Genomic DNA, 15,726 nt, shown 5'->3' on the forward strand with positions numbered 1-15,726 from the left:
GTTTTTATCTCTCCCTGAACGCTTCGCGCGCTTTTAAAACCGGCTTAAGCAGATAAGACAGAATGGTTTTTTCACCGGTTTTTATCTCAACGCTGGCGGTCATCCCCGGAATAATGGGGAAACTTTTATCTTTGACGTGTAAATCTGTGCCTTGGGTGCGGATATAGACACGGTAATAGGTCGCATCCTCACGTCCGGAACGCGCTTTGGTTTCATCAATAATGGTATCGGGGCTGATGCTCTCGATGACGCCGTCAAGTCCGCCATAAATGGCGAAGTCATAGGCGGAGATTTTTACCGTCGCGGGCAGGTCAGGGCGCAAGAAGGCGACTTCGGTGGGTTTGATGCGGGTCTCCAGCAGCAAATTATCTTCTGACGGGATAAGAGACATAATCTGTTCGCCGCGCGAGATAACGCCATCAATGGTCGTGGCTTTGATACTGTTGATCGTCCCTCTGACCGGGGCAGTAATCAGAGCATGCTTAATCACATCCTTGCGTCCAATCAGCCGCGCCTCAACCTGGGCCAGATCGGACTCCAGCCGGGTCAACTCGCTGTTGGCGTCGGAATGGTACTTATTGGTGCGGTCAGCTATTTGTAGCCGGAGATCGTTTGCCTGTCGCCGCAGGCGGAGGATCTCCATATCTGATATCAATCCGCGTTTCGCCAGCGGTTCTGACAAATTTACCTCTTCTTCCGCCAGCTTCAGGTTGTGTGAAAGGGAGCTGATGCTCTCCTCCAGTAATTTGCGGCGGGTCTGATAAGCCTGAGTTTCATCCTGAATCAGAGTGTGAAATTCATTTATTCCCTCGGGAAAAGTTAACGTTAAATCATAGGCTTCCGCCCTGGCGCGGGCGATTGCCGCTTTCAGGCTGTGGGATTTGGACAACTCTTCCTGATAATTGGCCTCTGAGCGCGTCGAATCCAGCTTGAGCAGAGGCTGACCTTTTTCCACCAGGTCGCCTTCTTTCACAAACAGCGCTTCCAGCGTGCCATCCTCAAAACTTTCAATGATCTGTTCATGGCTGGCGGGGATCACTTTGGCCTCACCTTTGGTCACTTCTTCAACCACGGCGAAATGCGCCCAGACCAGCGCTGTGACGACCACGAATAACAGCAGCCATAAAACCAGCATGCTTTTGGGGGTTTTCTGCAGAATAATGGCGCTTTGCAAATCGTCCAGAAACGGCATATCAGCCGGTTGAAGAGGCGTTTTGTTACGCATGGGTCGCCTCCTTGCGTCCGGTTTTAGCCGGAAGTGACGATTGAGAAAGTCTGGCCAGAATGGGTGCCTTGGGGCCGTCAGCCAGAACTTTTCCATCTTCCAGCACAATGATGCGTTCAACCAGACTTAGCACCGCCGCGCGGTGGGTCACAATCACCAGGGTTTTCTGCTGGATTACCTGTTTCAATTTCGCAATAAACTGCGCTTCCGACGTGCTATCCATTGAACTGGTGGGTTCATCCATCAGTAAAATCGTGGGGTTAAGCAGTAAACAGCGGGCGAGAGAAACCAGCTGCTGTTGCCCGCCTGACAATCCTTGCCCCATTTCACCAACCGGCATGTCGTACCCGGAAGGGTGATGGCGGGCGATAGCATCAATGCCCGTTAATGTCGCCACCTGCAAAAAGTGTTCAGTGCTGACGGCTGGATTTCCCATAATGATGTTTTGCCGTAACGTTCCCTGAAACAGGCGATTGTCCTGGCAAACATAGCCACAGGCGGAACGCCAGTCGGCGGGATCGATTTGGTTGACGTCGAGCGCATCCATCGTCATTTGCCCCTGGGTGGGCAAATAGAGGCGGGCGAGAATTTTCAACAGCGTCGATTTGCCACTCCCGATACTGCCTAAAATGGCGACGCGTTCACCCGGTCGAATGTTGATATTTAACGGATGGAGAATGGGTTGAGGATCATGCAGACCGGTTTTGGGATAATGAAAACCGACGTGGCGTAGTGCTATTTCCCCTTTGAGCGGCGGTGACGGTAAAAAGTGCGCCTGTTTATCGCGCTCTGTCGGCATCGCCATCAGTCGATTCAGGGAATGTAAGGCTGTTTTTGCCTGCTGGAAGCGAATGGCCAGGCCAACCACGGCAGCCAACGGTGATAACGAACGCCCTGAGAGGATCACCATCCCGACCAGTGCACCCATGGTCATTTCCCCGGCATGAATCAGATACACACCCCACAGCACGATCAGAATGGTACAGACCTGCTGCACGTAGCTGACAAAATTACTGGTCAGATTCGACAGATAGCGGGTTTTCATGGACGATGCCGCCACCAGCGCGCTGAAATCATTCCAGCGTTTTTGCATCAGCCCTTCACCCTTCGCCGCTTTAAGGGTTTCCAGCCCGACGATGGTTTCGATGACCAATCCCTGTTTCTGCGAAATCTCACTGATGTTCTCTTGCATATACCGTGACAGTGGCCACTGGATCGCGACGCCGGCAATGATAATCACCGGTATTGCCAGCAACGGAATCATTGCCAGCGGTCCTCCGATGGCGAACATGATGCTGAGGAACAGCAGACAAAAGGGGAGATCGGAAAGTGTCGCCAGCGTGGCCGAAGAGAGAAAATCCCTGACTGATTCAAATTCCCGTAGCTGATTGGCAAATGAACCGGCTGAGCGCGGTTTGCACTCCATGCGTATCGCCAGCGTTTTGCGAAACAGCAGTGATCCCACCAGCAGGTCGGCTTTTTTTCCGGCGGAATCAACCAGCCAGGTTCTTATCTGTTTCGCAATAAATTCAAAGGTAATAGCAATCAGCACACCGATTGCCAGTGACCAGAGTGTGGCATAAGCCCCGGTTGGTACCACCCGGTCATAGACGTTCATGGTGAAAAATGTGGTCGATAACGTCAGCACATTGGCAAGTAGCGCAGCCAGTGCGGCACTGTAGAAATACTGGCGAAAGCGCCAGAGGTTGGAAAAGAGCCAATGTCCAGAACGATCGCTATCAGGCAACATATCCTGATCACCACGGGCGGCGGGCTGAATCTTTAATTTTGTCAGCAAAGCAAAATCTGCGGCTTCATTAGCCAATGTCTCTGGTGAAACATGGCGCAAGGTGCCATCGATGGGTGTCAGCAGACTGTATTGTCCCTGATGCTTTTCCAGCAGGACTACGTATTCACCGCTAGCCATGGCGAGGATCACCGGGTAAAGCGATTCAGATAGCGTCAGAATATCTCTCTCCACCCATCCCGCCTGAATCCCGGCCTGTTCCAGCATCAGCATCGCAATATCGGGAGCCAGGCGTTCACTCCGGGGAAGACCTGCATAGAGCACATCCTCGCTGGCGGTTTTTCCATGGTGTCTGACCAGCCAGCGGATGGCACAAAGTAAAGTATCTTGCGCCTGATGTGCAGAAGATGACGGGTTACTATTTTCTTTCATAATGACGTTTTCTATTCCTGGGTAATGGTAATGTCATCCGCCTTTATTTTTTCTTTTCTGTATTTTTTTATTTTTTAAGTTGTACTGGCATGGGATGAAAAGATTGGCGGGAGATAATAATAGGGAGTCTGTATTTCTTCCTATGATTAATTAGTGATATCTGGTTTCAAGTCTGACTTTCTGTGTAATATTGTTTTATTTCAATTGGTTAATTTGTTTTTTCTGTTTTACGTTAAGTTAAGTGACAGGGTTTTATCATGACTGTTTCATATATATAGCTGCCCCGGGATATATATTTGTGTTAATTCAACCTCTATCATCCCCCGAGTTGCCTGCCTTTAATAAAGCGACATTTCTGACAGAACTTAATCCTGTGCTTTAGCACAGCAATTATGCTGAAATACAACACCGGGAAATTAATATGACATATTCATCGTCAATGGACGTTTTACTGAATCGTGCAGAGAATATTAACGCCAGCGAAAATAACGTTATCATCAAGGTTGAGCCGTTAACACAATTAACTATCCAGTCGCCACCACATGGTCAGATTGGGATAAAAGCAGGCGCAGGCATCGCTTCTATCAAAAGCCTGAAGTTTATCCGTCAGGGTAATGATCTGGAAATTTTCACCGAACACGGTGAGCATCCTGTGGTGTTGATTGAAGGTTACTATGCGCAGGAGACGCCGCCGGAAATCTACGGTATTGACGATCAGGGGCATCGCTATAACTGGTTATCAAACGGTGATGCTTCGCTGGTCAGCGCGCTGACAGAGGGCGAAAGCAGTACCCGGCAAGCGATGCCAGCACAGGAAGGTGATAGCAGCCGTTCTGCCCAGACGGCAGAGGGTGAGGCAGCGGCTGATCAGCAGGATGATAAGGACGATAAAGGTGCTGCGGGTTTATTCGGCATGTCCGGCGGCTGGGCGGCAGCGGCGGCCGGTCTTGCCACCGCAGCGATTGCTGGCGGGGTAATGGCGGCTGCGCATCATGGTGGTGGATCGGGCAATCCTTCAGGCAACGACAGCAGCGCTCACCAGCCAAATCCTGCCTATGACATTGCAATCTGCGATAAAGACGGAAATCGCATTGCCGGAAATACCACTAACATCGTGACCCCGACCATTCAGGGTAAAGCGGAACCCGGCATGACCGTCACCATTAAAGACGGTGACAATGTTATTGGTTCTGCCGTAGTGGATGAGAATGGCGACTGGCAGATCACCCCGGATGCGCCGCTGGGCGAGGGCGGAAATGAGTTGGTGGTGGAGGTATCAGATCCTGCCGGTAACAGCACGGATTCCAGTCTGACCATCACTGTCGATACTACGCCCCCGGACAGCGTCAGCACCATCCACATCACCAATGATGCCAACGAGACGATTGATGGCTCAAGGCCGACTAACGACAGCACTCCGCATATCAGCGGTCACGTAGACGGTGCGCAGGCGGGGGATAAAGTGATCATCCGGGACGACGGTAAGATTCTGGGTGAAGTTGCAATAGACGAAAACGGCGACTGGCAGTTTACCCCGCAGCCTGCGTTGGGCGATGGTGGCCACAAAATCACCGCCACTGTCACCGATGCGGCAGGCAACCAGGGGACACCGTCCGCGAGTATCGATTATACCCAGGATACCCAGGCACCGACCTCCACCAGTACGCTCGAAATCACTAATGATGATGGCGGAGTGATTAACGACACCAATCCCACCAGTGACAGCACGCCGCACATTGGTGGCCATGTCGCTGGCGCTCAGGCGGGTGATAAGGTCATCATCAAAGATGACGGTAAGGTGTTGGGCGAAGCGACCATCAGCGAAAACGGTGACTGGACCTTTATCCCGGACCCGGAGTTGGGTGATGGCCCACACAAAATTACCGCAACGGTCGCCGATGAAGCGGGTAATGAAGGTAAGCCGTCCTACACGGTAGAGTATGACCAGAATACGCAACCGGAAGAGGGCATCAGCACCCTGAAGATTACCGACGATCATGAGAATCTCATTGATCGCAACCATCCCACCAACGACAGCACGCCAAATTTCAGTGGTCATGTAACCGGTGCGAAACAGGGCGATAAGGTCATCATTAAAGACGGTAAAGAACAATTGGCTGAAGTTACCGTTGATGCCGAAGGTAACTGGCAGTTTACCCCGGAGAACGGTCTGGGTGAGGGGGCGCACCATATCACCGTGACTGTCACCGATTCCGCGGGGAACTTAGGCTCAACTACCGGCCCGGTGGATTACACCCAGGACACCATTCCGCCAGCGCCAGCGACCGATATCGTGGTTACCAATGACCAGACTCACGAGGTCATTCTTGCCAATGGGGTGACCAACGATAAATCACCGACGCTCAGCGGCAATGCGGAAGCCGATTGCACGGTAAATATCCTCGATAAGGATGGCAAGGTGTTGATATCTGTGAAAGCAGATGATCAGGGGGCATGGCGTACCGAGGTGCCTGATCTGGCTGATGGCCGCTATGATCACATGCAGGTTCAGGTGGTGGATGCGGCAGGCAATCATAGCGAAACAGCTGTCCCGGTGTTCGTTGTGGACACCATCAACAACAGCAGCACCACCATTGTCACTGATTCAGAGAAAACCGATGCAACGCCAACGTTCAGCGGGCAGGTCACCCTCAGGGATGATGACACGTACGATACAGTGACGGTCACCATTAAGGATGATAAGGGCCAGATTATTGCCAGTGACGTTAAAGTGAATCCTGACGGGAGCTGGAGCTATACACCTGATAAGGATCATCCGCTCGATACTGGGCCGCATCATATCAGCGCGGTGGTGGTGGATCAGGCAACTAACGAATCGGAAGCGGGTTATCTCAATGGCAGCTCGGACGGCAGCTGGACGGTACTGCCATCGGAGCCTGTGGTTCTGTTTACTGAGGAGAGAGAGGGAAGCGGGGACAACTTTGGCTATGCGATTACCACCAGCGAAGATTTCCTTTATATCACTGCACCGAGAGGCGGGCTGACCTCAGCTAACGCCGCAAATAATCAAGGGATAATTTACGCCGTCGCAAAACAGTATGCCTGGATGATTACCGAAAGTACCAGCATGGAAGCGCTGTTTAAAGCCCATCCGGAAATTGGCACCATTATTACCAATAGCAGTGCGGTTCAAAATTCCAAAGGGGATGCTGATGACTTTATGGGTTATGGAATCAAGGCGCTGGATGGCGGCTGGGTGGCGATTTATTCACACTGGCATGACAAAGTATTCTTCGTTCATGAACCATTGCCGAATAATTTCGATCTTAACGAGATCTCAAATGCTGAAGGTGGTCACAGTCCTTATGGTTTTATGATGACTGATACGGATTGGGGGAAATATTTTGGCTTCAACGTGGGATCCGTCGCCAACACGAATGGTACGCTGACGTTCCTGATCAGTGACATTTCTGCTCCGCGTGGTGAGCAGGGGGTGATTACCACCGTCACCTTTGATCCTGAAACCGGAAAGTGGGGGAACATCAAGCTACAGCCCGACCCGACAAACGGTACTCCGCATGCTCCGTGGGTGCCGATTACCACACCGGATGGCATGGTGGTGGGTAATATCGATTATGAAGATTACACCAACGCAGCAGGTTCGACGCAGAATTATAACTTCGGCTCCGATATTCAGATGCTGGGGGATATTTTGGGTGATCATCATCAGTACCTTGCCATTCAGGATGCGGAGGCCATGGTGAAGGCTGGTACCGGGCAAGGCACCTGGTATCTGTATCAAATCCCAGAAGGAGGTTTACCTGCAAGCTTCAAAATCTCTGATGTGGATCCGAGTCAGTTGATCCGCATCCATAACATCGGTGCGGGTAAGTTAAATGAAATCAATGCACGCCCGATTGCCGATGGCGGTGGGGCTGAACAAATTCCGCACAACCATAATATTGCCAATCTTGGCAGCTTCAGCAATGGCACCGATACGGACATAGCGATTGGTTCCAGTACCGATAATTTTGGTCAAACCAATGGCAAGGTATGGGTATTGCACACCAACAAGATCCATGGCGACATCAATATTGGGGTCAACGGGACGGTCCAGGATTTCGATATCCAATATGGTTACGGCATCATCAGTACCAATCATCCTGGCAGCAATCAGGGTTTTGGTCTCAATGTGATTGGCGGCTATGACTTCAATGGTGACGGTGTCAACGATCTGGTGATCAGCGACCCGCTGGCCGTCAATGACAACAAAGTTGTCGGTGCGGTTTATATCGTCTACGGCGGCCATGAGGCGGACTATCAGGAGGCGCTGGAAGCCAACCATGGTCAGATCGATATTCAGACCATACTCGATAAAGGCTGGGGAGAAGTGCATTACGGCAGCGTTGAAAATCAGTACTTTGGCTGGTCGGTAGATGTTGTCGATATGAACAGGGATGGCCAGCCGGATTTGATTGTGGGAGCCCCCTCGCAGCTAGGCGTGGCGCTCACTAATAAAAATCCTGAAGTCCACAATGATCAATGGAATGGTCAGGTGTATGTGATTTATAACAGCCATGATGCACCGGTGGCGGACGATTCGACGCCAGCTGCCCGCACGTTCGGTGTTGACGATTCCTCTCATCACGATGGCAGCGATATTGCGTTGCTGCTGGATGGCGATCATCAGAACGTCGATCTGGCAAACCTGGTGGATGCGCTGAAGGATATGCATCACATTGATATGTCCAACGGCAATAACACGTTGCAAGTGGATAACCAGACACTGGATAAAGTGGAGGGCGAAAACCATGATGCCCTGTTCGTCACTGGCGAAAATGGCAACGTTGAGCTAAGCGGTGGGGCGGATCACTGGCAGGATAACGGCACCGTCACCATTGATGGCAAGGTTTATCATGATTACCACAGCAGCGGTCAATCTGAAGTGCTGATTGAAGACAGGATCCACGTCACCATCCTGTAATCACCGCCTGAAACGCCCGGGGCCAGCGTAGTAACACGTTTGGCCCTGGGTTATTTATGGGGCAGAAAATTTAGCCCAGCGTTCCCGTCAGGCGACGATGAAAATCACTGCTACGGTTATCCAGTCCGACAAAGGTCACGGTGGCACCATGACGCTGATAACGATATTCAATGGCGTCCAGTGCTGCGACGCTGGAAGCATCCCACACCTGCGCATGGGTCAAATCAATCGTCACTGATTTTGGATCGTGCGCGTAGTCAAAATGCTCGAACAGGTCGTTGCTGCTGGCAAAAAACAGCGGGCCACGCACGGTGTAATGTACCTGGTCACCTTCTTCATTCAGCTGACGTTCGGCGTGAATCACATGTGCAATGCGGCGTGCGAACAGCATCATGGCAAGGATCACCCCAACTAACACGCCCAGCGCCAGGTTACCGGTCGATACCGTCACGGCGACGGTCAGCAGCATGACCAGAGTTTCTGACCACGGCATGCGTTTGAGTGTCGCAGGTTGCAGGCTATGCCAGTTCACGGTTTTCACCGCCACCACCATCATAATCCCCGCCAGCACCACCATCGGGATTTGCGCCATGATACGACTCAGGCCGGTCACCAGCAGCAGCAGAACCAGACCGGCGGCCACGGTTGAGACGCGGGTACGGGCTTTACCCAGCTCCACGTTCACAATGGTCTGGCCGATCATGGCACAACCGGCAATCCCACCATAAAAACCGGCCAGGATATTGGCGATGCCCAGCCCCCAGGACTCGCGACGTTTGCTGGATGGGGTATCGGTAATATCATCCACCAGTTTCGCGGTCAGCAGTGATTCCATCAGGCCAACAAAGGCAATGCTGAGCGCCGTCGGCCAGATGATTTGCAACGTTTGCAGGTTAAGCGGCACCAGCAGCGTGGTGAACCCTGGTAATCCGGCCGTCATCGGGCCTTCATCACCCACATCAGGTACGCGATAACCCAGCAGCAGCGCAACAGCGGTCACTACCACAATCGCCACCAGCGGGGAGGGAATGCTTTTCAGCACTTTCGGCAGTAACAACACGATCGCCAGCGTAACGGCAAACAGCACCCATACCAGGCCGGACTGGCCCCAGACATGGGGGACCTGTGCAAAGAAAATCAGAATCCCGAGCGCGTTGACGAAGCCAATCATCACCGATCGTGGGATATAGCGCATCATGCGCGCCATGCCAGCGAGGCCAAACAGAATCTGAATCACGCCACCCATCACCACGGCTGGCAGGATATATTCCACGCCGTGCGCGTGGACCATTGGGCCTATCACCAGCGCTACCGATCCCGCGGCGGCGGTGACCATCGCCGGGCGGCCACCCAGCAGGGATAATGTCAGACACAGCACCACTGACGCCACGAGGCTGACTTTAGGATCGACACCCGCAATCACTGAAAAAGAGATGACTTCAGGAATCAGGGCCAGTGCCGTAATGATCCCGGCCAGGCATTCGCGAGTGAGAAGGGCAGGCGAGCGCAATACGCGGCTTACCGTGAGATCTTCGGTTAGATGGCTCATAAATTGTGCAGGCTCTTTTATTATGTTGCGCTTACCGAACGGTAAGGCAGTAACCAGATGAGAAACAGACAGGGAAAGGGATGTTACCGGTCAATGCAGTAGGATGCCAGACTAAATCTGTCGTCAGGCGGGGGGATTCCATCCATGGAATCGTAATTCAGACCGAGACATCATCCGGTGTTTTATGCACGACGATCTCCAGCAACTGGCGATAAATATCCAGTTGTGCCACATCATTTTCCTGCTCAAGCCGGGCAATCAGGGCATAAATGATCGCCTTATTGGTGACCGGCATTCCGGTTTGCAGGATTTCAGCAACGATTTGACCAAACACGACCATTTGCTTATCTGCACTTTCACTCGCCAGATTAAAATAGTGCGCGATGGCCTGATCGCGGCTTATTACGGCGTTTTGCATGTGTAAAGTCCTGAATTCAGTCTGAAAAGGGGTATCAGACCTGCGATGATAAAACTCTCACGCGGACAGGCGTGAAAGACCCAATGTCATCTCACTCACAAAAAGACACCTCTGGAGGTGGAAATCCACAACACCTTCAGAGGCGGCACAACGTGCATCATTCGTTACAGGACTGTTAACCAGTCCCTGGGGAATAAACTTATACAATGATTATCAATATGTACAAGTTGATCATGAACATTTTGTGCTATTCTCTGACTTGTTGCCAGATAAATAGCCAGTTACCTCGCAAAACCTATACAGCAAGTCTGTACAGCTTCACTGGATATGTCAGATTTCGCACTACAATGGCTGGCATGAATTGATGAGGGGTTCTGGCGTGTGAGTCGGTACTTTTCATTCGCAACCGGGTCTGCGTATAATAACGCTACTTTTTAGTTAGGCACCTAACCATTAGGTAACTACCTTTTGACTGACTATCCACAACCTTTCTCCCGTTTATTACATCTCACCGCGCATGCATGGCGGCTGGCGGTTGACCGTCGTCTGAAAGAAAGCGGGCTGAGTATGAGTAGCTGGATGGCCATCGCCACGGTGGCAACGGCCAATGAACCGCCGACGCAAAAAGCGCTGGCGCAGTTGCTCGGTCTGGAAGAAGCCAGTGTGGTGCCACTGGTGGATCGGCTGGTGAAACAGCAGCTACTGGCGCGTATCCAGCCTCAGGAAGATCGTCGCAAGCGCCTGCTGATGCTGACGGAACAGGGTAACGTTGCTTTTGCCGAAGTCAAAACTCAGGCCGATACGCTACGCGCCCAGTTGCTGGCGGATATCGACCCGCAGGCGCTGGCGGTCACCGAGCACGTGTTGCAGCAATTACTGACGCGGCTGGGGACGTTATAACCGTGGCAAAGCGCATCATCGATCTTTACCGCGCATTGCAGCACGCCTTCCCCTGGTATCCACCTCGCTGGCGGCGGGGATGGATAGCTTCCAGCAGGGGGGGCTGGAAGTGACGGCACTGCAGCAGGCTGGTTATCAGCAGGTGATGCTGGTGGATTTCGACGGTCTGCTACCGGAATATTATCGCCCCTGGCTGGCAGAGATGTCGTTCAATTCGCCCTATGCGGTGGCGCTGTTGTTGCTGATCGGGTTCAATCTGTTGCTGCTGGTACAGCGTGATGGCGTGCGTCGCCATCAGAGCGCCCGGCGCAGCATTGCCTGTAGTTTCCGTTGTTTTTTTGCGCTTTTGCCGCCGGGTGGGCGCCTAAATTTTGCCTTTGGCGGCATTAACACCTCTCTGGTGTTGCGCCGCTGGCAGGGCACATAACGGAAACCCCGCGCAATAAATTGCGCGGCTACAAATCGCACACCACCGTAGCGGCACGATTTATCGTGCAATGATGTGCGCCATGCTGAGAACCCCCACGGAAATCCTCCCTTACGTCTGGAAGTTGTAAAGAAATGCCAGGAATTTTCTTGCATTCAGCGCTGCTGTCCGCATAATCGCAAACCGCAATAATAATGATTATCAGTTGATTTTGCATTAGGGGATATCCATGCGCAGAACGCCTTTCAATCCCGGACTGAAACCGACGCTGCTGGCTGTAATGGTCAGTGCCGGTTGTTTGCCAGTGATGGCTGCTACCACCAACACCACCGCAGATGCGGCGAAAAAAGAACAGAAAACGCTGACTGTAGTGGCGACACCGCAGAATGACTTCAAACCTGGCGGGAACGATTTAGTCCCGGCTTATCTTGATGGGCAGATCGCGCACGGCGGCCGTCTTGGCATGCTGGGTGAGCAAAATGCGATGGATGTCCCGTTCAACGTGATTGGCTTCACCTCGAAAGCGATTCAGGATCAACAGGCAAAAACCATTGCCGACGTCATCCGTAATGATGCCACGGTGCAAAACGTCAAAGGCTACGGCAACTTCGCAGAAAGTTACCGTATTCGCGGCTTCCGCCTCGATGGCGATGACATGACGTTTAGCGGCTTGCCGGGCGTTGTACCGCGTCAGGTGATGGATGCTTCCCTGATTGATCGCGTGGAAATCTTCAAAGGGGCTAACGGCCTGCTGAATGGTGCCGCCAGCACCGGCGTCGGTGGTCTGATTAACCTTGAACCGAAACATGCGGATGATGCGCCGCTGACCCGTGTTGGTGTTGATTACACCTCTTCGTCGCAGGTAGGCGGGAGCCTCGATATTGGCCGCCGTTTCGGTGATAACAACCAGTTTGGCGTGCGCTTCAACGCGGTTAACCGCGAAGGTGAAACCGGGGTTGATGGTGAGAAAAAACGCACCACAGCGGCGTCCATCGGTCTCGATTATCGTGGCGAGCGTTTGCGTACCTCACTCGATGTCGGCTACCAGAAAAAGACCTTCCACGATGGTCGTATGGGCGTCAACATCAGCGGCGTTGACTCGCTGCCGGCGGTGCCTTCTAACTCCACTAACTACAGCCAGCCCTGGGTCTTTAGCAATATTGAAAACGAATGGGGCATGGCAAAAGCAGAGTATGACCTTACCGATAGCTGGACGGCGTATGCCGCGCTGGGGGCGCAGCATGCCCATGAAATCGGTAACTATGCCACGCCAAAACTGCTGAATACCGACGGTGATGTGTCCATCAACACTTTTGATACCAATCGTCGTCAGGACAATATGAGCGGCATGGTTGGGGTGCGTGGCAACTTCTACACCGGTCCGATTTCACACAAAGTGAACCTTGGCTATTCCGCGTTGACCACCAATGCGAAAAACGCCTATCGCATGTCGTTGTCAGGTTACAACTACAACATCTACGATCCGGTCGACGTGGCACGCCCGACTCCGACCTATTCCGGTGGCGAATTCTACGATCCGAAAACCACCGCGCGTACCCGTACTCAGGGCTATCTGCTGAGTGATACCCTCGGCGCGTTTAATGACACGTTGTTGTTCACCGTGGGCGCGCGCTATCAGAAAGTCTGGGTACGTAACTACGACTACAACACTCAGGAAGAAGACGTCAGCTCGCGTTATACCCAGAGCCGCTGGATGCCGACTTACGGCATCGTGTATAAGCCGTGGCAGACCGTTTCCCTCTACGCCAACCATACCGAGGCGTTGCAGCCGGGTTCAACCGCCCCTACCAGTGCCACCAACTATGGTGCTGTGACCGGGATTGCGCACTCGAAGCAGAATGAAATCGGTGTCAAAGGGGATTTCGGTCGTGTGGGTGGCACCCTGGCGCTGTTTGAAATCAAACAGCCATCGGGCATTCTCGACAGCAACAATGTCTATGCCATGAATGGCGAACAGCGCCACCGTGGCGCAGAGCTGAATGTGTTCGGTGAGCCGGTACTCGGTTTCCGCCTCAACGCCAGTGCCACCTGGATCAACCCGGAAATGGTGAAAACAGCAAAAGGCCAGTACGACGGTAAACAGGCGATTGGTGTACCGCGTTATAACTATGCGCTGGGTGCAGAGTACGATATCAAACCGGTTGAGGGGCTGACCGCCACCGCGTTGCTGAACCATACCGGTTCGCAATGGGCGGATTCCGCCAATACCAAACGTATCGATGCTTACACCACGCTGGATCTGGGGCTGCGTTATCGCACGAAGATCAACCAGAACGATGTTGTCTGGCGCGTGGCGGTGGAAAACGTCACCAACGAGAAGTATTGGGCGAATATCGACTACTCAGGGACCTACCTGACGCAGGGCGATCCGCGCACCTTAAAAGTCAGCATGAGCTACGACTTTTAATCCCTCAGCGGGGCGCGATTGCGCCCCGTTTTCATTTCGTGCTGAAATAATTCTTCATCTTTGGCCGCTTTCCATTACACTCGGAGCGGTAACGTTGCTGCTGGTTTCCCTTATTTTTATTGAGTTCACATGAGTTCACCCGCTCCACCCGACGATCACGACGAACCTTTGCGCCAGCCGCTGGACGATGCGCAGTTTGCCATTGTGGTACTTGCAGTGACCTCGGTTACCCTTATAATCTTTGTCCTGATGATGACGTTATGGATGAGCTAAGGCTTGTTGCAACGGGTATCGGAAGCCTGCAAGGAGATGTCGATGGAATCCAGAGATGACAAACTGATCGCCATAATTGGCCTGCTTTCGGCCTGTCTGATTGGCGTGGTATTCCTGTTTACCATGACCTGGCTCACCGATGTGCGCCATCCTGCTGACCGTTCTCTCGATGTGCAAACCTGCGGCCCGAAAAACGCCGAAACCCAGCAATCCTAATCCTGTCGCCGCTTTTGCCACTTAATCTGCTGACTGCGTAACTCCAGCGCCAACGCTTCATGTAGCGTACGATTGCCATTCGGATCCCCCAGGCCAAATAACGGCCCTGGCGATCGGCGATCGTCAGCCCATGCCGGATACTCCACCACCGGATAAAGTGAAATGCCTTCCAGCGCCACCCCCTGCTCCAGTGCCAGCATCGCTTCTGCAGAAACATGGTGCAGCCAGGGCGTACGCGCATCACCTTCCGCCCCGGTTTCTGCCAGCAGCAGCGGTCGCTGGTAGCGCTGCCAGCATTGCAACAGCAGCCGATGCAGCGGCAGGCGTGAGGGATGGTCATCCGGCAACGGGTCACCGGGGAAAAACCAGTGGTTATCCGGGTAATAATTCAGGCCAAGAATATCGAGAAAATCTTCGCTGCCACCCAGCTCCGGCGCATCACGCCCGGCCAGCCAGTCCCAGGCTTCGAACTGCGCCTGATGCTGCGCATCGGCATAGGGTTTGCTATCGGGGTTCGTAGGATTGGTTGCCACCTGCACCAGCGGATCGGTTAGCACAAAACGCGCCTGCGGATACACCTCGCGAATCGCGTGCATCGCCGCCAGTGACGCCCGCACCAGCTGGCGCTTCAGCTCTTTACCCCGATCGCTGGCGTAGGGATTGAGCCACGCCACATCCGCACCGGCCCATGACCAGAAAGAGATCTGATTTATGGGGGTAAAGAACGGCTGCTCCACGCCTTCATTATGCATCAGCTGCGCCATCGCACGCGCGAAGCGTTCAAAATGATCGACAAATGAGGCATGGAAGATATCGAGATGATCGGGATAACCAAAATGCATCAGTTCCCAGATGATTTGCAGATCATGACGCGCGGCAGCGTGCACCATCGGCAGAAAAGATCGCCAGTCATATTCGCCTGGGGTGGCTTCAATCAGATACCAGCGTGCGCCATCGCGTGCGGTCCGTAACCCCTCCTGCGCCAGAGCGGCATAATCTTTGTCCAGCAGCATGTCATGGCCGCTACTGATCACCATATCCAGGCGTCTTCCTCCGGCGCGACGGGCACTGGAGCAGGGAAAACTACCCTGAAAAAAACTGCGAAACAGCCGGGGCTGATAGCGCGGGGACGGGGGAACAAGGGGGTGCTGCGCCATTTTCCTCTC

General features: G+C 53.1%; 10 protein-coding genes and 1 pseudogene. 6 read left to right on the top strand and 5 right to left on the bottom strand.

Annotation, left to right across the window (positions count from 1 at the left end; translation table 11 throughout):
• Nucleotides 1-4: 4 nt before the first annotated feature.
• Together AC6I8X_RS07465 and AC6I8X_RS07470 are read right to left on the bottom strand one after the other, a co-directional pair.
• Nucleotides 5-1,225, bottom strand: a complete 1,221-nt coding sequence (locus AC6I8X_RS07465) for a beta-barrel domain-containing protein (protein ID WP_313690158.1) — start codon at nucleotides 1,223-1,225, stop codon at nucleotides 5-7.
• Entirely contained in the window at nucleotides 1,218-3,404 is a 2,187-nt protein-coding gene (locus AC6I8X_RS07470) for a type I secretion system permease/ATPase (RefSeq protein WP_497840809.1), read from the bottom strand. The genes AC6I8X_RS07465 and AC6I8X_RS07470 overlap by 8 nt, the downstream gene beginning before the upstream one ends.
• 421 nt (nucleotides 3,405-3,825) lie before the next feature.
• Between AC6I8X_RS07470 and AC6I8X_RS07475 the strand changes: the two genes are divergently transcribed.
• Nucleotides 3,826-8,349 (top strand): Ig-like domain-containing protein, encoded by a 4,524-nt coding sequence (locus tag AC6I8X_RS07475; protein ID WP_497840810.1) that lies wholly within the window; start codon nucleotides 3,826-3,828, stop codon nucleotides 8,347-8,349.
• Between the two features lie 70 nt (nucleotides 8,350-8,419).
• On the opposite strand, the gene AC6I8X_RS07480 is transcribed toward AC6I8X_RS07475, so the two are convergent.
• Both AC6I8X_RS07480 and AC6I8X_RS07485 read right to left on the bottom strand, forming a co-directional pair.
• Nucleotides 8,420-9,898, bottom strand: a complete 1,479-nt coding sequence (locus AC6I8X_RS07480; protein WP_497840811.1) for a SulP family inorganic anion transporter — start codon at nucleotides 9,896-9,898, stop codon at nucleotides 8,420-8,422.
• A 157-nt stretch (nucleotides 9,899-10,055) separates the two neighbouring features.
• Entirely contained in the window at nucleotides 10,056-10,316 is a 261-nt protein-coding gene (locus tag AC6I8X_RS07485) for a biofilm/acid-resistance regulator YmgB/AriR (RefSeq protein ID WP_497840812.1), read from the bottom strand.
• Nucleotides 10,317-10,784: 468 nt separating this feature from the next.
• Between AC6I8X_RS07485 and AC6I8X_RS07490 the strand changes: the two genes are divergently transcribed.
• The 5 genes and pseudogenes from AC6I8X_RS07490 (at nucleotide 10,785) to AC6I8X_RS07510 (ending at nucleotide 14,560) form a co-directional block, all read left to right on the top strand.
• On the top strand, nucleotides 10,785-11,216 hold the full coding sequence (locus tag AC6I8X_RS07490) for a MarR family winged helix-turn-helix transcriptional regulator (RefSeq protein ID WP_313683923.1): 432 nt from the start codon (nucleotides 10,785-10,787) through the stop codon (nucleotides 11,214-11,216).
• Nucleotides 11,217-11,250: 34 nt separating this feature from the next.
• Nucleotides 11,251-11,475 (top strand): annotated as a pseudogene (locus AC6I8X_RS07495) (beta-ketoacyl synthase chain length factor); the annotation flags it as partial.
• 397 nt (nucleotides 11,476-11,872) lie between these two features.
• Nucleotides 11,873-14,071 carry a TonB-dependent receptor gene (locus AC6I8X_RS07500; protein WP_497840813.1) on the top strand — a complete coding sequence of 733 codons (2,199 nt, stop codon included), beginning with the start codon at nucleotides 11,873-11,875 and terminating at the stop codon, nucleotides 14,069-14,071.
• Between the two features lie 129 nt (nucleotides 14,072-14,200).
• Nucleotides 14,201-14,344 carry a hypothetical protein gene (locus AC6I8X_RS07505; RefSeq protein ID WP_013508612.1) on the top strand — a complete coding sequence of 48 codons (144 nt, stop codon included), beginning with the start codon at nucleotides 14,201-14,203 and terminating at the stop codon, nucleotides 14,342-14,344.
• A gap of 42 nt (nucleotides 14,345-14,386) precedes the next feature.
• Nucleotides 14,387-14,560, top strand: a complete 174-nt coding sequence (locus AC6I8X_RS07510) for a hypothetical protein (protein ID WP_167379240.1) — start codon at nucleotides 14,387-14,389, stop codon at nucleotides 14,558-14,560.
• Here the strand turns inward: AC6I8X_RS07510 and AC6I8X_RS07515 are convergent.
• Nucleotides 14,557-15,717 carry a glycoside hydrolase family 1 protein gene (locus AC6I8X_RS07515; protein ID WP_313683917.1) on the bottom strand — a complete coding sequence of 387 codons (1,161 nt, stop codon included), beginning with the start codon at nucleotides 15,715-15,717 and terminating at the stop codon, nucleotides 14,557-14,559. The two genes, AC6I8X_RS07510 and AC6I8X_RS07515, sit on opposite strands and share 4 nt — an antisense overlap.
• Between the last annotated feature and the right edge of the window lie 9 nt (nucleotides 15,718-15,726).

The sequence above is a fragment of the Pantoea sp. X-Soil-TKNS-1280 genome, from assembly GCF_059730475.1.

Excerpts from the sequence above, each read along its gene's own strand:
- AC6I8X_RS07465 (WP_313690158.1), bottom strand. The coding sequence starts at position 1,225 with ATGCGTAACAAAACGCCTCTTCAACCGGCTGATATGCCGTTTCTGGAC.
- AC6I8X_RS07470 (WP_497840809.1), bottom strand. The coding sequence starts at position 3,404 with ATGAAAGAAAATAGTAACCCGTCATCTTCTGCACATCAGGCGCAAGAT.
- AC6I8X_RS07475 (WP_497840810.1), top strand. The coding sequence starts at position 3,826 with ATGACATATTCATCGTCAATGGACGTTTTACTGAATCGTGCAGAGAAT.
- AC6I8X_RS07480 (WP_497840811.1), bottom strand. The coding sequence starts at position 9,898 with ATGAGCCATCTAACCGAAGATCTCACGGTAAGCCGCGTATTGCGCTCG.
- AC6I8X_RS07485 (WP_497840812.1), bottom strand. The coding sequence starts at position 10,316 with ATGCAAAACGCCGTAATAAGCCGCGATCAGGCCATCGCGCACTATTTT.
- AC6I8X_RS07500 (WP_497840813.1), top strand. The coding sequence starts at position 11,873 with ATGCGCAGAACGCCTTTCAATCCCGGACTGAAACCGACGCTGCTGGCT.
- AC6I8X_RS07505 (WP_013508612.1), top strand. The coding sequence starts at position 14,201 with ATGAGTTCACCCGCTCCACCCGACGATCACGACGAACCTTTGCGCCAG.
- AC6I8X_RS07510 (WP_167379240.1), top strand. The coding sequence starts at position 14,387 with ATGGAATCCAGAGATGACAAACTGATCGCCATAATTGGCCTGCTTTCG.
- AC6I8X_RS07515 (WP_313683917.1), bottom strand. The coding sequence starts at position 15,717 with ATGGCGCAGCACCCCCTTGTTCCCCCGTCCCCGCGCTATCAGCCCCGG.